Source organism: Streptomyces sp. NPDC088254, assembly GCF_044740925.1.
In the GTDB taxonomy this organism is placed as follows: domain Bacteria; phylum Actinomycetota; class Actinomycetes; order Streptomycetales; family Streptomycetaceae; genus Streptomyces.
Genome location: NZ_JBIURQ010000010.1, coordinates 341,574 through 361,411, shown reverse-complemented (window position 1 = coordinate 361,411; position 19,838 = coordinate 341,574). Strand labels below are relative to the sequence as shown.

19 protein-coding genes are annotated in these 19,838 nt (G+C 69.3%); 15 read left to right on the top strand and 4 right to left on the bottom strand.

Going from position 1 to position 19,838, the window contains the following annotated elements:
* The first annotated feature begins 29 nt into the window (after positions 1-29).
* A complete protein-coding gene (locus ACIOC0_RS28725; protein ID WP_402158653.1) occupies positions 30-503 on the top strand; it encodes an imidazolonepropionase-like domain-containing protein in 474 nt (157 codons plus the stop codon).
* A 24-nt stretch (positions 504-527) separates the two neighbouring features.
* On the opposite strand, the gene ACIOC0_RS28720 is transcribed toward ACIOC0_RS28725, so the two are convergent.
* On the bottom strand, positions 528-1,565 hold the full coding sequence (locus ACIOC0_RS28720) for a chitinase (RefSeq protein ID WP_402158652.1): 1,038 nt from the start codon (positions 1,563-1,565) through the stop codon (positions 528-530).
* 463 nt (positions 1,566-2,028) lie between these two features.
* On the opposite strand from ACIOC0_RS28720, the gene ACIOC0_RS28715 reads away from it, so the two are divergent.
* Positions 2,029-2,724, top strand: coding sequence for a demethylmenaquinone methyltransferase (locus tag ACIOC0_RS28715; protein ID WP_351094676.1), 696 nt, complete (start codon positions 2,029-2,031; stop codon positions 2,722-2,724).
* Between the two features lie 41 nt (positions 2,725-2,765).
* Here the strand turns inward: ACIOC0_RS28715 and ACIOC0_RS28710 are convergent, their stop codons facing one another.
* A complete protein-coding gene (locus ACIOC0_RS28710; RefSeq protein WP_402158651.1) occupies positions 2,766-3,083 on the bottom strand; it encodes a PASTA domain-containing protein in 318 nt (105 codons plus the stop codon).
* 127 nt (positions 3,084-3,210) lie between these two features.
* Positions 3,211-3,717: a GNAT family N-acetyltransferase gene (locus ACIOC0_RS28705; RefSeq protein ID WP_402158650.1), complete on the bottom strand. Its 507-nt coding sequence runs from the start codon at positions 3,715-3,717 to the stop codon at positions 3,211-3,213.
* 97 nt (positions 3,718-3,814) lie between these two features.
* Between ACIOC0_RS28705 and ACIOC0_RS28700 the strand changes: the two genes are divergently transcribed.
* Positions 3,815-5,101 (top strand): geranylgeranyl reductase family protein, encoded by a 1,287-nt coding sequence (locus ACIOC0_RS28700; RefSeq protein ID WP_402158649.1) that lies wholly within the window; start codon positions 3,815-3,817, stop codon positions 5,099-5,101.
* A 274-nt stretch (positions 5,102-5,375) separates the two neighbouring features.
* Here the strand turns inward: ACIOC0_RS28700 and ACIOC0_RS28695 are convergent, their stop codons facing one another.
* On the bottom strand, positions 5,376-6,242 hold the full coding sequence (locus tag ACIOC0_RS28695) for a C40 family peptidase (RefSeq protein WP_402158648.1): 867 nt from the start codon (positions 6,240-6,242) through the stop codon (positions 5,376-5,378).
* A 712-nt stretch (positions 6,243-6,954) separates the two neighbouring features.
* On the opposite strand from ACIOC0_RS28695, the gene ACIOC0_RS28690 reads away from it, so the two are divergent.
* The 12 genes from ACIOC0_RS28690 to nuoL are packed head-to-tail and all read left to right on the top strand — an operon-like array spanning position 6,955 to position 19,836.
* Positions 6,955-7,314 (top strand): NADH-quinone oxidoreductase subunit A, encoded by a 360-nt coding sequence (locus tag ACIOC0_RS28690; protein WP_030494815.1) that lies wholly within the window; start codon positions 6,955-6,957, stop codon positions 7,312-7,314.
* A 13-nt stretch (positions 7,315-7,327) separates the two neighbouring features.
* Entirely contained in the window at positions 7,328-7,882 is a 555-nt protein-coding gene (locus tag ACIOC0_RS28685) for an NADH-quinone oxidoreductase subunit B family protein (protein WP_055635348.1), read from the top strand.
* Entirely contained in the window at positions 7,879-8,634 is a 756-nt protein-coding gene (locus tag ACIOC0_RS28680; protein ID WP_402158647.1) for an NADH-quinone oxidoreductase subunit C, read from the top strand. The genes ACIOC0_RS28685 and ACIOC0_RS28680 overlap by 4 nt, the downstream gene beginning before the upstream one ends.
* Positions 8,631-9,953 carry an NADH-quinone oxidoreductase subunit D gene (locus ACIOC0_RS28675; RefSeq protein WP_402158646.1) on the top strand — a complete coding sequence of 441 codons (1,323 nt, stop codon included), beginning with the start codon at positions 8,631-8,633 and terminating at the stop codon, positions 9,951-9,953. Before ACIOC0_RS28680 ends, ACIOC0_RS28675 begins: the two co-directional genes overlap by 4 nt.
* Positions 9,954-9,991: 38 nt before the next feature.
* Positions 9,992-10,825, top strand: a complete 834-nt coding sequence (gene nuoE, locus ACIOC0_RS28670) for an NADH-quinone oxidoreductase subunit NuoE (RefSeq protein ID WP_402158729.1) — start codon at positions 9,992-9,994, stop codon at positions 10,823-10,825.
* Positions 10,825-12,171 carry an NADH-quinone oxidoreductase subunit NuoF gene (gene nuoF / locus ACIOC0_RS28665; RefSeq protein WP_130440902.1) on the top strand — a complete coding sequence of 449 codons (1,347 nt, stop codon included), beginning with the start codon at positions 10,825-10,827 and terminating at the stop codon, positions 12,169-12,171. The genes nuoE and nuoF overlap by 1 nt, the downstream gene beginning before the upstream one ends.
* Positions 12,168-14,672 (top strand): NADH-quinone oxidoreductase subunit G, encoded by a 2,505-nt coding sequence (locus tag ACIOC0_RS28660; protein WP_402158645.1) that lies wholly within the window; start codon positions 12,168-12,170, stop codon positions 14,670-14,672. The genes nuoF and ACIOC0_RS28660 overlap by 4 nt, the downstream gene beginning before the upstream one ends.
* Positions 14,669-16,030 (top strand): NADH-quinone oxidoreductase subunit NuoH, encoded by a 1,362-nt coding sequence (gene nuoH / locus ACIOC0_RS28655; protein ID WP_402158644.1) that lies wholly within the window; start codon positions 14,669-14,671, stop codon positions 16,028-16,030. Before ACIOC0_RS28660 ends, nuoH begins: the two co-directional genes overlap by 4 nt.
* The gene (nuoI, locus tag ACIOC0_RS28650) at positions 16,023-16,673 is read left to right on the top strand and encodes an NADH-quinone oxidoreductase subunit NuoI (RefSeq protein ID WP_402158643.1); all 651 of its coding nucleotides are present in this window, start codon (positions 16,023-16,025) and stop codon (positions 16,671-16,673) included. The genes nuoH and nuoI overlap by 8 nt, the downstream gene beginning before the upstream one ends.
* On the top strand, positions 16,670-17,560 hold the full coding sequence (locus ACIOC0_RS28645) for an NADH-quinone oxidoreductase subunit J (RefSeq protein WP_402158642.1): 891 nt from the start codon (positions 16,670-16,672) through the stop codon (positions 17,558-17,560). The genes nuoI and ACIOC0_RS28645 overlap by 4 nt, the downstream gene beginning before the upstream one ends.
* Positions 17,557-17,856, top strand: coding sequence for an NADH-quinone oxidoreductase subunit NuoK (gene nuoK / locus ACIOC0_RS28640; RefSeq protein WP_130440912.1), 300 nt, complete (start codon positions 17,557-17,559; stop codon positions 17,854-17,856). The genes ACIOC0_RS28645 and nuoK overlap by 4 nt, the downstream gene beginning before the upstream one ends.
* A 15-nt stretch (positions 17,857-17,871) precedes the next feature.
* Positions 17,872-19,836, top strand: coding sequence for an NADH-quinone oxidoreductase subunit L (gene nuoL / locus ACIOC0_RS28635; RefSeq protein WP_402158641.1), 1,965 nt, complete (start codon positions 17,872-17,874; stop codon positions 19,834-19,836).
* Positions 19,837-19,838: the final 2 nt, after the last annotated feature.

Below are 19,838 nucleotides of genomic sequence, written 5' to 3'. Positions count from 1 at the left end.
CCGGCCACCGCACCGAACTGACGCTGCCCGTGCTGACCATTCACGCCGCGGACGAGCTCCGACGCGCCTGGGACGACCCGTCGCCGGTCGCGGGCGGAGCCGTCGCCGTTCAGGGCGACCGGGTCGTCGGCGTGGGTACACGTGCCGAGTTGGAGGCGCGGTTCCCCGGTGCGCGCGTGCGGCACTGGCCCGGCGTCCTCGGCCCCGCGCGCCTCCACCAAGGCCCCCTTCCCGACGCCCCCAGCGCACGCGAGCGCGTCCACGCTGTGCTGAAGCTGGGCGCGGCGGCCGTCCTGGCGGAGCACGCCGGCTCGCCCGAGCTCCGGGCGGCGGCGGCACGCAACCACGTTGCCGTGCTGTCCAGTTCACGGCCGACCGCGATCGTGGAGAACGGGCGCGCCGATCTCGCCGTGTTCACGCCCGACGAGTCGGGCAGCGGCGAGGGGGTGGAGGTCTGCATCGCCACCGTGTGCGCGGGGCGGCTGGTCCACCGTCGGCGGTGACCGGTCCGCAGGGGTCCGTGTGTGTCAGTTCGCCGCCGAGAACGCCTTCGCGAACGCCCCCGAACTCTGCTTCACCCCACTGCAGTCGGTGAGCGGTTCGTCCTGTCCGGCGACCCCGTCCGCGCAGCTCCGGTCGCGGAAGGCGGACCACATCGACACCCAGGCGACGCCCTTGCCCTCGGCGAACGCCCGCACCTGCGCCGCGTCCGCGAGTGTGAACGTCTCGTCGGCGACGTCGTTGACGCCGATCATCGAGGTGAGCGCCATCCCCTTCCACGCTCCGGCGTCCGTCGTGCCGAAGGCCTTCTTCAGCTGCGCGTGCGCGGCCGTGGCGGCGGCGATCGCGTAGCCGCCCATGTCGCCGGTGTACGACTCGCCGTAGTTCATCGTCATGATGTTGACGGTGGAGACCTGGACGTCGTACTTGTTCGCCGCGTCGAGCAGCGCGAGGCCACCGGCGTCCAGCCCGGAGGGCATCACCGGGAGCGTGAAGGTGACTTCGAGGTCCGTGCGCTCCTTCTGGAGCAGGGCGATGGCCTGGGAGCGCAGGGCGACCGAACCGGCGTCGGCGAGGTCGTCGCCCTCGACGTCGAAGTCGGCCCGCGTGGAACCGGCTGCGTCCAGGGCCGCGCCGTACGCCTCGGCCAGTTCCGTGGCGCCGTCGCAGACCGCCGCCAGTTCCTTTCCGGAGGCCCCGCCGAAGGAGACGCGGACCGAGGCGCCGGACTTCGTGAGAGCGGAGACGCGGGAGGCGACGGACGTGTCGCCGATGGCGTGCGTGCCGTTCCACTTCGGCGTGCAGCCGCTTCCGTCCGAGATGACGAAAGCCAGGTTGTACGTCGCCGGCGAGCCGGCCGTGTCGTTGGCGGAGGCCGCCGTGGCGTTGACGTAGGGCGCGTAAGCCGTCGCTGTCCCCGTTGCCGTATGGGATGTGGCGCTCGGCGAGGAGGATTCGATGGCCGACGGCGCTTTCGATGTGTCCTCGGGCGCCGCGGAGCAGCCTGCCATGGTCAGGGCGAACAGACAGGTCAGCCCGGCCGCCGGCTTCAGGAGACTCCGCATTGCGTGCGCACCCGCTCTCGTGAATTCAAATGAAGGTGACGAAAGGTGTTCCCGAAAGGGGAATGTCCCACATTCGGGCGGGAGCGTGCGTGAACAGTGGCCACACAGAAATCTTGTGGACTCAACCGTGCAAAAGGGGACAATTGGTCACCCGAACAGGACAATCTACCCCTCTGATTCTTGCAGGTCCTGACGCAGCGACTAGCTGTTTCTCTGAGGTGAGTGACAGGTTCAGGCGTTCCTCATGGCCTCCTCGCAACAATTCCAGAGTTCAGGACTGATGAAGGCTCCCTGATATCCGGGGAATGCATTCCGAGCCTGCCGTCGAAATCCGTGCCGCCACTCCTGGTCACCACCGCAAACGCGTCGACGACTCCGGCGAAGGGCCCGTGTTCGGCTGAAATGAATACGAGGGGCGCGGGCTGGCATGAGCCGGGCAGGCGGGGGCTGCCACAATGGGCGGGTGACCCGCGCTTCCCTGAACAAGCAGCCGCACGAAGTCGCCTCGATGTTCGACGACGTGGCGGAACGGTACGACCTGACGAACGACGTCCTCTCGCTCGGCCAGGACCGGAGGTGGCGCAAGGAGGTCGCCCGCGCGGTCGACGCCCGCCCCGCGCAGAAGATCCTGGACCTGGCGGCCGGCACGGCCACCTCCTCCCTGCCCTTCGCCCGCGCCGGCGCCTACGTCGTCCCGTGCGACTTCTCCCTCGGCATGCTCCAGGTGGGCAAGCGCAAGCACACCTGGCTGCCCTTCACCGCCGGCGACGCGACGAGGCTGCCGTTCAAGGACGACACCTTCGACGCCGTCACGATCTCCTTCGGCCTGCGCAACGTGCAGGACTTCGACTCCGCCCTGCGCGAGATGCACCGGGTGACCCGCCCCGGCGGCCGGGTCGTGATCTGCGAGTTCTCGCACCCGACCTGGGCGCCTTTCCGCACGGTCTACACCGAGTACCTGATGCGCGCCCTGCCGCCGGTCGCCCGGGCCGTCTCCTCGAACCCGGACGCGTACGTGTACCTCGCCGAGTCCATCCGCGCCTGGCCCGACCAGCCCGCACTGGCCGAGCACCTGCGCAAGGCCGGCTGGTCGAAGGTCGCCTGGCGCAACCTGACCGGCGGCGTGGTCACCCTGCACCGGGGCTTCAAGGAGAGCTGAGCAGGAGCGCGCCAAGGGTGTCGAACAGCGCGGCCGCTGCTTCAGCGGGAGCTGGCCGTCTCGAAGGCGTCTCCCGGCCGGTCCAGCTCGCGTTCCAGCCCGCCTCCCCCCGGCCGGGGCACGCGCGGCTCGCGCACGCCCGAGCCTCCGCCGCCCTCGCCCTCGGCGAAGTCGAACCACACGGTGACGACGGCGCCGCGCGGCACCTCGACCCCGGGCGGCGGGTACTGCCGTACGACGTAGTCGACGACGGTGCGGTGGAAGTCGGGCCGGTCAGGTGCGGCCAGCAGCACGCCTCGCGCCGTGGCCGTCTCGCGCGCGTCCGTCGCCATCAGGCCGACGAGTCTCGGCACGCGCACTTCGGGTGTTTTTGGCCGTATGAGCACAGATGTCACCCCCAGCGGTACTGGAAGGGTAACCGCCCGGGGGTGCCGTCCGGAAGCGCCTGGTGTCGTTGTGTGACAGCCGGTCACTCAGGGTCATCTGTCACAGGTCGAGGCGGTAGCAGTGCCCCTGCGACCTCGACTGCGGGGTGGTGAAGACCTCCGCCAGCCGCATGCCGAGCCGCTGCGTGACCGCGATGGAGCGGGCGTTGCGGGCGGCGACCATGGCCACCACGCTCGGCACGCCCGCCTGTCTGACCCGGTCCACCGTCGTCCGCGCCGCCGCGGTGACGTATCCCCGGCCCCAGTGCTCCCGTCCCAGCCGCCACCCGATCTCGATCTCGCCCGCCGGGCCCCAGTCCCGCTCCCAGGGCTGGGCGCCGGTGAAGCCGATGACCTGGCCCGACTCGTCGAGCATCGTCCACAGGCAGTACCCGCGCTCGGCGTCGTGCCGACGCTGGCGGGCGGTGAGTTCCTCGTAGACGGACAGTCCCGCGGACCGGCCGCCGTGGAACTCCATGACGTCGGGGTGGTCGAAGATCCGATGCCAGGCGACCGCATCCTCGTCGGTGGGGACGCGCAGCCGTACCACGGGGAGAACTCGCTTCACGGGGGCAGCCCTTCAGCCGGTGATCAATGTCGCTGAATAGACTGCCCATGTCCAGTGCCCCTCGGCACCCAGATTCCGAACTTGGGGAGTTCCCGCCGTGACTCAGCCCCTCTCCGAAAACACCGCCGACGTGATCGTCGTCGGCGCTGGGCCGGCCGGCTCCACGACCGCGTACCACCTCGCCAAGGCCGGACTCGACGTGCTCCTGCTCGAGAAGACCGAGTTCCCGCGGGAGAAGGTCTGCGGCGACGGTCTCACCCCACGCGCCGTCAAGCAGCTCGTCGCCATGGGCATCGACATCTCCGAAGAGGCCGGCTGGCTGCGCAACAAGGGGCTGCGCATCATCGGCGGGGGCGTCCGCCTCCAGCTGGACTGGCCGGATCTCGCCTCCTTCCCCGACTACGGTCTCGTCCGCAAGCGCGACGACTTCGACGAGCAGCTCGCCCGCCAGGCGCAGAAGGCGGGCGCCCGGCTCCACGAGCGCTGCAACGTCGGCGCCCCGATCGTCGACGACCGCACCGGCCGCATCACCGGGGTGCACGCCAAGCTGGGCGAGGACAAGCGCGAGGTCACCTTCCACGCCCCGCTGGTCGTCGCCGCCGACGGCAACTCCACCCGCCTCTCCCTGGCGATGGGCCTGCACCGCCGCGAGGACCGCCCCATGGGCGTCGCCGTGCGCACCTACTTCACCTCGCCGCGCCACGACGACGACTACCTGGAGTCCTGGCTGGAGCTGTGGGACCGGCGCGGACCGGGCGAGGACCGGCTCCTGCCCGGCTACGGCTGGATCTTCGGCATGGGCGACGGCACGTCCAACGTCGGTCTCGGCGTCCTCAACACCTCCGACTCCTTCAAGGAACTGGACTGGCGCGAGGTCCTCAAGGCCTGGTGCGCCTCCATGCCGGAGGACTGGGGCTACACGCCGGACAACATGACGGGCCCGATCCGCGGCGCCGCCCTGCCCATGGCCTTCAACCGCCAGCCCCACTACACCAAGGGCCTGCTGCTCGTCGGCGACGCGGGCGGTCTGGTGAACCCCTTCAACGGCGAGGGCATCGCCTACGCCATGGAGTCCGGGCAGATCGCCGCCGACGTCATCGTCCAAGCCCACGCGCGGGCCACCCCGGGCCAGCGCGAACTGGCTCTCCAGAGCTACCCGCGCATCCTCAAGGACACCTACGGCGGCTACTACACGCTGGGCCGCGCCTTCGTGAAGCTCATCGGCAACCCGAAGGTCATGAAGATCGCGGCGCAGCGCGGCCTCACGCACCCCATGCTGATGAAGTTCACGCTGAAGCTCCTCGCGAACCTCACCGACCCCACGGGCGGCGACGCGATGGACCGCATCATCAACGGCCTGAGCAAGGTGGCCCCGAAGGCGTGACATCGCACGCGTGACGGTGACGGCGCCCCCTGGCGGCTGAAGCGGGGGAGCGCCCTCACTGTCAGAGGGCGGCGAACAGCCGCTGCCCGGCCCACCGGTGACCGGACATCGACTCGAGGGCGAGTGAACTCGGGTCCGGCGCACAGGTGTTGCCCCGGCGGCCGGTGCGTGTGCTCTGTGGGGACGTCACGTCGGCCGGGTTCGGCGAGGCAGGGAAAGCCCGAAGGGCCGCTGCCCCCGAGCGGCTGCGGCCCTTCCGTCGGTTCCGTACGTCTCAGAGGACGCGGACAGCGCCCGACGCCGGGTAACCGGAGAGGTCCTGGATGACGACGCCCTTGGACGGGTTGGCCGCGTCCAGGTACTGGCCGTTCCCGATGTAGACGCCCACGTGGTAGGCCGAACCCTTGCCGCCCCAGTACAGGATGTCGCCGACCTGGACGTCGGACAGCGACACGTCCGTGCCGGCCATCGACTGGTCCTGCGAGACGCGCGGCAGGTCGACGCCGACCTGCTTGAACGCGGCCTGGACCAGGCTGGAGCAGTCCCACGCGTTGGGTCCGGTGGCGCCCATGACGTACGCGTCGCCCAGCTGTGCCTTGAGGAAGGAGATGACCGTCCCGACGCTGCCGCTGGCGGGAGCGGAGACCGACGCGGAGCCGGAGTCGGAGACGGACGCGGATGCGGATGCGGATGCGGATGCGGATGCGGAGAGGGTGCTGCGCTCCGCGGAACGGGACGCGGCGGCCTCGGCGGCGGCCTTGCGGGCTTCCTCGGCCTTCTTCTTGGCCTCGGCCTTCTTCGCGGCGGCGAGGTCCTTCTTGGCCTCGGCGGCCGCTGCTGCTGCGGCGGCGTCGCGCTCGGCGTCCAGCTGGTAGTTCGCGGCCGCCTGCTGCGTGACTTCGGCGGACTGCGCGACCTGCGCGGCCAGATCGCCCGTGAGGACGGGCAGTTCGAGCGTCTGCGTCACCGGCTCGGCGGCGTTGGCCGATCCTGCCGCCGTGGCGACGGCCAGCGTGCCGAGGACACCACTGGCGACTCCGGCCCGCATCGCGATCTTCGACGCGCTGCGGCGGGGTTTCCGGTGGCTGCGTATGTGAGCGGTGTGGGACATGGGTACAAGCGGTATCAGGGGCTCCTCCATACCTTCAAGAAACGTGTGCTGCGCCACAATTACTCAATGGGGACCCTGAACACCTGTCACGCCGCACCTTATTGACGCCTTAACGGACATTGCGGACTCAAGTGATCAAGCCCGTGATCATGGGCTTTCGTTGTTACGTCCGGATTGCCCCGCGCCTACCACTGGTTGAGGCAGTTGGCCAAGCCCGGTTCTCGGGCGCGCTTTCGGGTGTGGCAGAGGTCACGGAACGGTTACCGGAGTCCGGGCGTCATGTGCGCGATGGAGTCGTCGGCTCCGCTCGTGAACGCGCGCACACGTCCACTCGACGCTGCCCCGGTCCCCCTGATGTGTGAACGCGGCCTCTAGCAGGACACCCCGTCCAAGGCGAATTTGCATGCAGAGGAACTCTCTTGATATTGAGACGCGCCCTGCGGCCTGCGCGGACGAGCGTAAATGTCACCTCTTGTGATCACTCTGACGCTTCCCGTACGAAGATCACCACTGATACGACTTCATGATCCTTCGTCAGGTGGTGGAGATCACAAAGCTTGTGCAATACCCCGTGTCGCAGATCACAGACCGGCAGGCATAAGATGCGTGGCAGTTGGGCTTGTGACCTGCTTCACATGTTCGCGATCTTCGCCGGGACGGGCGGGGTTCGAGGGGTGTGTGAGGCGGATGTGAGCCCGTGCCATCGCCAGCAGTCAGTGCCGACTGAGAGGAGCGAGGAGCGGTGAACGCGTATGCGCCCATCCTCGTACTGGGAGCCCTCGGGGCAGGCTTTGCGATCTTCTCCGTGGTCATGGCCACGCTGATCGGGCCGAAGCGGTACAACCGAGCCAAGCTCGAGGCCTACGAGTGCGGTATCGAGCCGACCCCCACGCCGGCCGGCGGCGGGCGCTTCCCCATCAAGTACTACCTGACGGCGATGCTCTTCATCGTCTTCGACATCGAGATCGTCTTCCTCTACCCCTGGGCCGTCACCTTCGACGCCCTGGGGCTTTTCGGGCTCGTGGAGATGCTGCTCTTCGTGCTCACCGTCTTCGTCGCCTACGCGTACGTGTGGCGTCGCGGCGGCCTGGAATGGGACTGAGGGGCCTTTAGTCATGGGACTCGAAGAAAAGCTGCCGAGCGGTTTCCTGCTGACCACCGTCGAGCAGGCCGCGGGCTGGGTGCGCAAGGCGTCCGTCTTCCCCGCCACGTTCGGCCTCGCCTGCTGCGCCATCGAGATGATGACCACCGGCGCCGGCCGCTACGACCTGGCGCGCTTCGGCATGGAGGTCTTCCGCGGTTCGCCCCGCCAGGCGGACCTGATGATCGTCGCGGGACGGGTCAGCCAGAAGATGGCGCCCGTGCTCCGGCAGGTCTACGACCAGATGCCGAACCCCAAGTGGGTGATCTCCATGGGGGTCTGCGCTTCCTCGGGCGGCATGTTCAACAACTACGCGATCGTCCAGGGTGTCGACCACATCGTCCCCGTCGACATCTACCTCCCGGGCTGCCCGCCGCGCCCGGAGATGCTCATGGACGCCATCCTCAAGCTCCACCACAAGATCCAGAACTCCAAGCTGGGCGTGAACGCCGAGGAAGCGGCCCGCGAGGCGGAGGAAGCGGCGCTCAAGGCCCTGCCCACGATCGAGATGAAGGGGCTGCTGCGGTGAGCGACGCGAACGGCGCCGGCACGGGGCCCGGCGGGACAAACCCCGACAAGGATCTCTCCGCATCGAACCTCCCCGGACAGCGGGGCCAGGGCGGTGAGGAGATCCGCGTGCAGCGCGGCATGTTCGGCGCCGACAGGAGCGGCGACACCTCCGGCTACGGCGGCCTGGTCCGCTCCGTCCGGCTGCCGGGACCGGCGAGCCGGCCCTACGGCGGCTGGTTCGACGAGGTCGCCGACGAACTTGACGGCGCGCTGGAGGAACAGGGGCTCCTCCCCGACAACGCGATCGAGAAGACCGTCGTCGACCGCGGCGAACTCACCTTCCACATCGAACGCGAGCACCTGGTGACGGTCGCCCGCACCCTGCGCGACGACCCCGCCCTGCGCTTCGAACTGTGCACCGGCGTCAGCGGCGTCCACTACCCCGCCGACAAGGGGCGCGAGCTGCACGCCGTCTACCACCTGCGCTCGATCACCCACAACCGGCTGATCCGCCTCGAAGTCAGCGCCCCCGACAGCGACCCGCACGTGCCGTCCCTGGTCTCCGTCTATCCGACCAACGACTGGCACGAGCGTGAGACCTACGACTTCTTCGGGATCGTCTTCGACGGTCACCCGGCCCTGACGCGGATCATGATGCCGGACGACTGGCAGGGCCACCCGCAGCGCAAGGACTACCCCCTCGGCGGCATCGCCGTCGAGTACAAGGGCGCCCAGATCCCGGCTCCGGACCAGCGGAGGTCGTACTCGTGAGCACTTCGCACGCCTCCCCCAGGGAGACCACCGAGGGCACCGTCTACACGGTCACCGGCGGCGACTGGGACGAGGTCGTCCAGTCCGCGGCCCGCGCCGACGACGAACGCATCGTCGTCAACATGGGCCCCCAGCACCCCTCCACCCACGGGGTGCTCCGCCTCATCCTGGAGATCGAGGGCGAGACGGTCACCGAGGCCCGCTGCGGCATCGGCTACCTGCACACCGGCATCGAGAAGAACCTCGAGTTCCGCACGTGGACCCAGGGCACCACGTTCGTGACGCGCATGGACTACCTGACGTCCTTCTTCAACGAGACCGCCTACTGTCTCGCCGTCGAGAAGCTCCTCGGCATCGAGGACCAGCTCACCGAGCGGGCCAAGATCATCCGGGTGCTCCTGATGGAGCTGAACCGGATGTCCTCCCACCTGGTGTGCATCGCCACCGGCGGCATGGAACTCGGCGCCACCACGATCATGATCTACGGATTCCGCGATCGTGAAATGATTCTCGACATCTACGAGCTCATCACGGGCCTCAGGATGAACCACGCGTACATCCGCCCCGGCGGACTCGCCCAGGACCTGCCGCCCGGCGCGGTGGACCAGATCCGCGAGTTCGTGAAGAAGATGAAGAAGAACCTCCCGGAGTACGACAAGCTCGCCACCGGGAACCCCATCTTCAAGGCCCGCATGCAGGACGTCGGCTACCTCGACCTGGCCGGCTGCATGGCTCTCGGCGCCACCGGCCCCATCCTGCGCTCCACCGGCCTCCCGCACGACCTGCGCAAGGCACAGCCCTACTGCGGCTACGAGACCTACGACTTCGAGGTCCCGACCGCCGACTCCTGCGACTCCTACGGCCGCTTCCTCGTCCGCCTGGAGGAGATGCGTCAGTCGCTGCTGATCGTCGAGCAGTGTCTGGACCGGCTCCAGCCCGGGCCCGTCATGATCGCCGACCGCAAGATCGCCTGGCCCGCCCAGCTCGCCCTGGGACCCGACGGGCTCGGCAACTCCCTCGACCACATCAAAAAGATCATGGGCAGCTCCATGGAGGCCCTGATCCACCACTTCAAGCTGGTCACCGAGGGCTTCCGCGTACCGCCGGGACAGGCGTACGCGGCCGTCGAGTCGCCCAAGGGCGAACTCGGGGTGCACGCCGTCTCCGACGGAGGCACCCGCCCCTTCCGGGTCCACTTCCGCGATCCGTCCTTCACCAACCTGCAGGCGATGGCGGCGATGTGCGAGGGCGGCCAGGTCGCCGACGTCATCGTCGCCGTAGCGTCCATCGACCCCGTGATGGGAGGCGTCGACCGGTGACCACCACCCCTTCCTCGGAGCGGGGCGTCAGCCTGGGCATGCCCGAACTGCCCGCGCCCGCATACCCGGACGACGTCCGAGCCCGCCTCGAGCGGGACGCGCGCGAGATCATCGCCCGTTACCCCGACTCCCGGTCCGCGCTCCTGCCGTTGCTGCACCTGGTGCAGTCGGAGGAGGGACACGTCACGCGCACCGGGATGCGGTTCTGCGCGGACGTCCTGGACCTGACCACCGCCGAGGTCACCGCGGTCGCAACCTTCTACACCATGTACCGGCGCCGCCCCAGCGGCGACTACCAGGTGGGCGTCTGCACCAACACGCTGTGCGCGGTGATGGGCGGCGACGCGATCTTCGAGGCGCTCCAGGAGCACCTGGGACTCGCCAACGGCGGGACCACCGATGACGGCAAGGTCACCCTGGAGCACATCGAGTGCAACGCGGCCTGCGACTTCGCGCCGGTCGTGATGGTCAACTGGGAGTTCTTCGACAACCAGACCGTACAGAGCGCGAAGCGCCTGGTGGACGACCTGCGGGCGGGACGCCCCGCGTCGCCCACGCGCGGGGCGCCGCTGTGCACCTTCAAGGAGACCGCCCGGATCCTGGCGGGCTTCCCGGACGAGCGCGACGGCGCCGTCGAGGCGAGCGGCAGCGCGGGGCCGGCGTCGCTGGTGGGCCTTCGCCTGGCAAGGGGAGAGACCGCACCCGCGCGCGTGGTCCATCCGCGCGACGGCAAACCGCACGCCGAGCCGCAGGACAGGCCCGTCCACGAACCGTCGCCGACCGAGCACCTCAGTTCACATGACGCGCCGCAGGGCACATCGGCCTCCGACCCGGCTCACCCGGCAGGGCCTACCGCCGAGGAGGGGGAGTGATGACCTTGGTATCCGAGCTGAAGGACACCGGCCCCGAGAAGCTGCTCGCACCCGTGCTGTCGGCCTTCTGGGACGAGGACCGGTCCTGGACTCTGGACGTCTACCGGAGGCACGAGGGGTACGAGGGGCTCCGCAAGGCGCTCGCCATGTCGCCGGACGACCTGATCGCGTACGTCAAGGACTCCGGTCTGCGCGGCCGCGGTGGCGCTGGATTCCCCACGGGAATGAAATGGCAGTTCATTCCCCAAGGGGATGGAAAACCGCACTATCTAGTTGTCAACGCCGACGAATCGGAGCCCGGGACCTGCAAGGACATCCCGCTCCTCTTCGCGAACCCGCACAGCCTCATCGAGGGCATCGTCATCGCGTGTTATGCCATCAGGTCGTCTCATGCCTTCATCTATCTGCGTGGTGAAGTCGTCCCCGTTCTGCGGCGGTTGCACGAGGCCGTGCGCGAGGCCTACGCGGCGGGCTACCTCGGCGAGAACATCCTGGGCAGCGGACTCGACCTCCAACTCACCGTGCACGCCGGCGCCGGCGCGTACATCTGCGGTGAGGAGACCGCGCTGCTCGACTCGCTCGAAGGCCGCCGTGGTCAACCGCGGCTGCGTCCTCCTTTCCCTGCTGTGGCAGGTCTCTACGCCTGCCCGACTGTGGTGAATAACGTCGAGTCCATCGCTTCAGTTCCCGCGATTCTGAACAACGGGAAAGAATGGTTCAGGTCGATGGGAAGCGAGAAGTCCCCGGGCTTCACGCTGTACTCGCTCAGCGGCCATGTCGCCAGCCCCGGCCAGTACGAGGCCCCGCTCGGCATCACCCTCCGTCAGCTCCTGGAGATGAGCGGCGGCATGCGACCGGGCCACCGCCTGAAGTTCTGGACCCCGGGCGGCTCCTCGACCCCGATGTTCACCGACGAGCACCTCGACGTCCCTCTTGACTACGAAGGAGTGGGCGCCGCGGGTTCCATGCTCGGCACGAAAGCACTCCAGTGCTTCGACGAGACGACCTGTGTGGTGCGGGCCGTCACCCGCTGGACCGAGTTCTACGCCCACGAGTCCTGCGGCAAGTGCACCCCCTGCCGCGAAGGCACGTACTGGCTCGTGCAGTTGCTGCGGGACATCGAGGCCGGCAAGGGAGCGATGTCCGACCTCGACAAGCTCAACGACATCGCCGACAACATCAACGGCAAGTCCTTCTGCGCCCTCGGCGACGGCGCCGCCTCGCCGATCTTCTCCTCGCTCAAGTACTTCCGCGAGGAGTACGAGCAGCACATCACGGGCCGCGGCTGCCCCTTCGACCCGGCCAAGTCGACGGCCTGGGCCGACCGCACGGAGGTGAACGCATGACCGTGACCACCAACGCCCCCACCGGCGGGGGCGAGGCGGCCGTCCCGCCGGAAGACCTGGTGACGCTGACCATCGACGGCGCCGAGATCAGCGTGCCCAAGGGCACTCTGGTCATCCGGGCCGCCGAGCAGCTCGGCATCGAGATCCCGCGCTTTTGCGACCATCCCCTCCTCGACCCGGCCGGCGCCTGCCGCCAGTGCATCGTCGAGGTGGAGGGCCAGCGCAAGCCGATGGCCTCCTGCACCATCACCTGCACGGACGGGATGGTGGTGAAGACCCACCTCACCTCGCCCGCGGCCGAGAAGGCCCAGCGCGGTGTGATGGAACTGCTCCTCATCAACCACCCGCTGGACTGCCCGGTCTGCGACAAGGGCGGCGAATGCCCCTTGCAGAACCAGGCCATGTCCCACGGCCAGGCCGAGTCCCGGTTCGAGGGCCGCAAGCGGACGTACGAGAAGCCCGTCCCCATCTCCACGCAGGTGCTGCTCGACCGTGAGCGGTGCGTGCTGTGCGCCCGCTGCACCCGCTTCTCCAACCAGGTCGCGGGCGACCCCATGATCGAACTGATCGAACGGGGCGCGCTCCAGCAGGTCGGCACCGGAGAGGGCGACCCCTTCGAGTCGTACTTCTCCGGCAACACCATCCAGATCTGCCCGGTCGGCGCGCTGACCTCGGCGGCGTACCGCTTCCGCTCCCGGCCCTTCGACCTCGTCTCCTCGCCCTCCGTGTGCGAGCACTGCTCCGGCGGCTGCGCCACGCGCACCGACCACCGGCGCGGCAAGGTCATGCGGCGCCTCGCCGCGAACGACCCCGAGGTCAACGAGGAGTGGATCTGCGACAAGGGGCGCTTCGCGTTCCGGTACGCGCAGCAGCGTGACCGGCTCGACACGCCGCTCGTGCGTGACGCCGAGGGCGTCCTGACGCCGGCGTCCTGGCCGGAGGCCCTGCAGATCGCGGCGCAGGGCCTGCTCGCCTCCCGCGGCCGGACCGGCGTCCTGACCGGCGGGCGTCTGACCGTCGAGGACGCGTACGCGTACAGCAAGTTCGCGCGCGTGGCGCTCGACACCAACGACATCGACTTCCGCGCGCGCGTGCACAGCACCGAGGAAGCGGACTTCCTGGCCGCGCGGGTGGCCGGGCACGGCCGCGATCTCGACGGCACGGGCGTCACGTACACCGCGCTGGAGAAGGCGCCCGCCGTCCTCCTCGTCGGCTTCGAGTCGGAGGAGGAGGCCCCCGGCGTCTTCCTGCGGCTGCGCAAGGCCTGGCGCAAGCACGGGCAGAAGGTGTTCTCCCTGGCCACGCACGCCACGCGCGGTCTGGAGAAGGCGGGAGGCACGCTGCTGCCCGCCGCTCCCGGCACCGAGACCGAGTGGCTGGACGCGCTGTCCGGCGGCGTCGGCCTGGAGGCCGACGGCAGCAGGGCCGCCGAAGCGTTGCGCGCCGAGGGCGCGGTGATCGTCGTGGGCGAACGGCTGGCCGCCGTGGCCGGCGGTCTCACCGCCGCTGCGCGGGCCGCGAACGCGACCGGGGCCGCCCTGGTGTGGATCCCGCGCCGGGCAGGAGAACGGGGCGCCGTCGAGGCCGGCGCGCTGCCCTCGCTGCTGCCGGGAGGGCGTCCGGCCACCGACCCGCGCGCGCGGCAGGAGGTCGCGGCCGCCTGGGGCGTCGCGGAACTCCCGCACCGCTACGGGCGGGACACCGGGCAGATCATCGAGGCCGCCGCCGGCGGTGAGCTGCAGGCGCTGCTCGTCGCGGGTGTGGAGGTCGCCGACCTGCCGGATCCGGCACGCGCGCGTGAGGCGCTCGCCGAGGTCGGGTTCGTGGTGTCGCTGGAGTTGCGCCCTGGGGAGGTCACCGAGCACGCCGACGTCGTCCTGCCGGTGGCCGCGGTCGCCGAGAAGGCGGGCGCCTTCCTGAACTGGGAGGGCCGGGTGCGCTTCTTCGAGGCCGCACTCAAGCCCGACCAGATGACCCGGCGCCTCGCGCCGGCCGACGCGCGCGTGCTGCAGATGCTCGCCGACGCCATGGACGTCCACCTGGGTCTGCCGGACCTGCGCACCGCACGCGCGGAACTGGACCGGCTCGGCGCCTGGGACGGACCGCGGGCCACCGAACCCCTCGACACCGCGGGCGTCCTGCCGCGGCCCGCCGCCGGCGAGGCCGTGCTCGCAGGTCACCGTCTGCTGCTCGACCGGGGCGTCCTCCAGCAGGGCGACGAGGCGCTCGCCGGGACGCGGCATGCCGCACACGCACGCGTGTCGCCTGCGACGGCCGCCGAGGCGGGCGTCAAGGACGGCGACGCGCTCGCGGTGACCGGACCGGCCGGGACCGTGGAACTGCCGCTGGAGATCACCGAGATGCCCGACCGGGTGGTGTGGCTCCCGCTGAACTCCGTGGGCGGGGGCGTCGCTTCCGACACCGGGGCACGGCCCGGCTCCCTCGTCCGTATCGGCCCGGCGACGCTCACCGCCGACGCCCCCGAGGAGGTGGAGGCATGAACATGTACCTCGCCGCTGAAGACCTCTCCATGTTCGGCCGCGACCCGTGGTGGCTGGTCGTCGTCAAGGCGGTCTTCTGTTTCGCCTTCCTGATGGTGACGGTGCTGTTCTCCATCGTCTGGGAGCGCAAGGTCGTCGCCTGGATGCAGCTGCGCGTAGGCCCCAACCGGCACGGCCCCTGGGGCATGCTCCAGTCGCTCGCCGACGGCATCAAGCTGATGCTGAAGGAAGACGTCATCGTCAAACGCGCCGACAAGGTGGTGTACGTCCTCGCGCCGATCGTCGCGGCCGTCCCCGCCTTCATGGCGATCGCGGTGATCCCCTTCGGCCCCGCCGGCAACGAGATCTCGATCTTCGGCCAGCGCACCACGATGCAGCTCACCGACCTGCCGATCGCGATGCTCTACATCCTCGCGGTCGCCTCGGTCGGCATCTACGGCATCGTCCTGGCGGGTTGGAGTTCCGGATCCACCTATCCGCTTCTCGGCGGTCTGCGCTCCTGCGCGCAGATGATCTCCTACGAGATCGCGATGGGCGCCGCGTTCGCCTCCGTCTTCCTGTACTCCGGTTCGATGTCGACGTCGACGATCGTCGAACAGCAGCACGACCGCTGGTACGTCATCCTGCTGCCGGTCTCCTTCATCCTCTACATCGTCACGATGGTCGGCGAGACCAACCGCGCCCCCTTCGACATGCCGGAGTCCGAAGGCGACCTGGTCGGCGGCTTCAACACCGAGTACTCGTCGATCAAGTTCGCGATGTTCATGCTCGCCGAGTACGTGAACATGGTGACGGTCTCGGCCGTGTCGGTGACGCTCTTCCTCGGCGGCTGGCGGGCCCCGTGGCCGATCAGCGGCTTCTGGGAGGGCGCGAACCACGGCTGGTGGCCGATGCTCTGGTTCACCGTCAAGGTGCAGCTGCTGCTGTTCTTCTTCATCTGGCTGCGCGGCACGCTCCCGCGCGTGCGCTACGACCAGCTGATGAAGCTCGGCTGGAAGGTCCTCATCCCGGTCTCGGTGACCTGGCTGATGCTCGTCGCGACCGTGCGGACCCTGCGCAACGAGAACTACGACTTCGCCGACATCGCCCTCTACGTCGGCGGCGCGGTCCTGCTCCTGCTGCTGCTCTCCTTCGTCGCGGACATGTACCGCGACCGCGGCAAGCAGGCAGAGACCCCCGCCGAGCCCGCCGCGTTCGACCCGATGGCGGGCGGATTCCCTGTGCCGCCGCTGCCCGGGCAGGAGCTGCCGCCGGTCCCGAGGCGCCGCCCGCGCCGGGAGCGGGAGTTGATTGTCAGTGGCGGGCCCGATACTCAGAGTGACGGATCTCTGGATGGAAAGGAGGCGTCCGATGGCTGAGGAGCCCAAGGAGGCCGGGCACACGTCGCCCGGTTTCCAGAACCCCGTCGCCGGCTTCGGCGTGACCTTCAAGGCCATGTTCAAGAAGCGGCTGACCGAGCAGTACCCGGAGCAGAAGAAGACCACGGCTCCGCGCTTCCACGGACGGCACCAGCTCAACCGCCATCCGGACGGCCTGGAGAAGTGCGTCGGCTGCGAGCTGTGCGCCTGGGCCTGCCCCGCCGACGCGATCTACGTCGAGGGCGCGGACAACACAGAGGAGGAGCGCTACTCGCCGGGCGAGCGGTACGGCCGCGTTTACCAGATCAACTACGCCCGCTGCATCCTGTGCGGCCTGTGCATCGAGGCATGCCCCACGCGCGCGTTGACGATGACCAACGAGTTCGAGCTCGCCGACTCCAGCCGGGCCAACCTGATCTACACCAAGGAGCAGCTGCTCGCCGGGCTCGACGACGGCATGGTCGACACGCCGCACGCGATCTACCCCGGGACGGACGAGCAGGACTACTACCGGGGACTGGTCACGGAGGCCGCGCCCGGCACCGAGCGGCAGGCGGCCGTCTCCAAGGGCGAGGTCCCGCAGGAGGCCGAGTCCACCTTCGGTGAGGACGAGCCCGCCTCGCAGGAGGTGACCGGCCGATGAGCGCCCAGTTCGCCGCGCACTCCGTCGGCCGGCTCGCCGCCGACTCGGCTCCGCAGCTCGCCGCCTACTCCACCTCCACCGGCGAGGCGTTCCAGTTCTGGGTGCTCGGCACCGTCGCGGTGATCGGCGCCCTGTGCACCGTCTTCATGAAGAGGGCCGTGCACAGCGCGCTCTGTCTCGCCGGCACCATGATCATCTTGGCGGTGTTCTACCTCGCCAACGGCGCCTACTTCCTGGGCATCGTGCAGATCGTCGTCTACACCGGCGCGATCATGATGCTGTTCCTGTTCGTGGTGATGCTCGTCGGCGTCACCGCGGCGGACTCCCTCAAGGAGACCATCAAGGGCCAGCGCTGGCTGGCCCTCCTGTGCGGCGTCGGTTTCGGGGTCCTCCTCTTCGCGGGCATCGGCAACGCCTCCCTGACGGAGTTCGACGGCCTCGCCGACGCCAACGCGGGCGGCAACGTCGAGGGCCTCGCCGCCCTCATCTTCACCAAGTACGTCTTCGCCTTCGAGATCACCGGCGCCCTGCTCATCACGGCCGCCGTCGGCGCGATGGTGCTCACCCACCGCGAGCGCACCGAGCGGCCCCCCACCCAGCGCGAGCTGGCCGAGAAGCGCGTACGCGAGGGCAAGCACGTCCCGCCCCTGCCGGCCCCCGGCGTGTACGCGCGGCACAACGCCGTCGACATCGCCGGGCTGCTGCCCGACGGCACGCCGTCGGAGCTCACCGTCAGCAAGACGCTGCGCGAGCGCGGCCAGATGCGTGATGTGTCCACCGAGGCGCTCAACGACCTCAAGGCGCTGGAACAGCGCGCCGAGGACCGCCTGGAGCGGGCCGCGGTCGAGCCGCCGACCTTCAAGCGGACCGAGGAGGCGTCGAAGTGAACCCGGTCAACTATGTCTACCTGGCCGCCCTGTTGTTCACGATCGGCGCGACGGGCGTACTGATCCGGCGCAACGCGATCGTCGTGTTCATGTGCGTCGAGCTGATGCTCAACGCCTGCAACCTCACGCTCGTCGCCTTCTCCCGGATGCACGGCAATCTCGACGGCCAGATCATCGCCTTCTTCACGATGGTCGTCGCCGCCGCGGAGGTCGTGGTCGGACTCGCGATCATCGTGTCGCTGTTCCGTTCCCGCCACTCGGCCTCGGTCGACGACGCCAGCCTGATGAAGCTGTAAGGGGTCGGAAGAATCGTGGACAACCTGATTGCGCTGCTCGTCGCGGCGCCCCTGCTCGGAGCGGCCGTCCTGCTGCTCGGCGGCCGCCGGCTCGACGCCGTCGGCCAGTGGGTCGGCACCGTGTTCGCGGCCGCCTCCTTCGTGATCGGCCTCGTCCTCTTCGCCGACATGCTCGGCAAGGAGGCCGACGACCGCACGCTGACACAGCATCTGTTCAGCTGGATCCCCGTCGGGGGCTTCCAGGCGGACGTCGCCTTCCGCGTCGACCAGTTGTCGATGACCTTCGTACTGCTGATCACGGGCGTGGGCTCGCTGATCCACCTGTACTCGGTCGGCTACATGGAGCACGACGAGCGGCGCCGCCGCTTCTTCGGCTACCTCAACCTGTTCCTCGCGGCGATGCTCTTGCTCGTCCTCGCCGACAACTACCTTCTGCTGTACGTCGGCTGGGAGGGCGTCGGTCTCGCCTCGTACCTGCTCATCGGCTTCTGGCAGCACAAGCCCAGCGCCGCCACCGCCGCGAAGAAGGCCTTCCTGGTCAACCGCGTCGGCGACGTGGGCCTGTCGATCGCCATCATGCTGATGTTCACCACCTTCGGCACCTTCGCCTTCGGCCCGCTCCTCGGCACGCAGGAGAAGCCCGGGCTCGCCGGGGACGCCACCGAGGGACAACTCACCGCGATCGCCCTGATGCTGCTGCTCGCGGCTTGCGGCAAGTCCGCCCAGGTACCGCTGCAGTCCTGGCTCGGGGACGCCATGGAGGGCCCGACCCCGGTCTCCGCCCTCATCCACGCGGCGACCATGGTGACCGCGGGCGTCTACCTGATCGTCCGCTCCGCGGCGATCTTCAACGCGGCCCCTGACGCGCAGCTCGTCGTCACGGTCGTCGGCGCCGTCACGCTCCTGTTCGGTGCGATCGTCGGTTGCGCGAAGGACGACATCAAGAAGGCGCTGGCCGGCTCGACCATGTCGCAGATCGGCTACATGGTCCTCGCCGCCGGCCTCGGCCCCATCGGCTACGCCTTCGCGATCATGCACCTGGTCACGCACGGCTTCTTCAAGGCGGGCCTGTTCCTCGGGGCCGGCTCGGTCATGCACGGCATGAACGACGAGGTCGACATGCGCAAGTACGGCGGTCTGCGCAAGTACATGCCGATCACCTTCGTCACCTTCGGCCTCGGCTACCTCGCGATCATCGGCTTCCCGGGTCTGTCCGGCTTCTTCTCCAAGGACAAGATCATCGAGGCGGCGTTCGCCAAGGGAGGCGCCGAGGGCTGGATCCTCGGCGGCTGCGCGCTGCTGGGCGCGGCCATCACCGCGTACTACATGACGCGCGTGATGCTGATGACGTTCTTCGGCGAGGAGCGCTGGAAGAACCAGCCCACCCGCTCCCCCGAGGCCCCGGGCGCGGAGCCCGCCGCCGAACACCACGGCGAACACGGCGAGCCGCACCCGCACGAGTCGCCCAAGGTGATGACGGCCCCGATGATCGTGCTGGCCGTCGGATCGGTCTTCGCCGGAGGCTTCTTCAGCATCGGTGAGCGCTTCGTGCACTGGCTGGAGCCCGTCACCGGCTTCGAACACGGGCACCCGCCGGTGAGCGCCCTGACGGTCACGATGTCCACGGTGGCCGTGATGATCCTGGGCGTCGCCGTCGCCTACGCCCAGTACGGCCGCCGCCCCGTCCCGGTCGTCGCCCCGCGCGGATCGCTGCTCACCCGGGCCGCCCGGCGGGACCTGTTCCAGGACGACTTCAACCACGTCGTCCTGGTGCGCGGCGGCGAGCACCTCACGCGGTCCCTGGTCTACGTCGACCACACCCTGGTCGACGGCGTCGTCAACGGCACCGCGGCCTCGGTCGGCGGCCTCTCCGGGCGCATGCGCAAGCTGCAGAACGGCTTCGCGCGGTCCTACGCGGTCTCGATGTTCGGCGGTGCGGCGGTCCTCATCGCCGCGACCCTGCTGATGAGGGCGGTCTGATA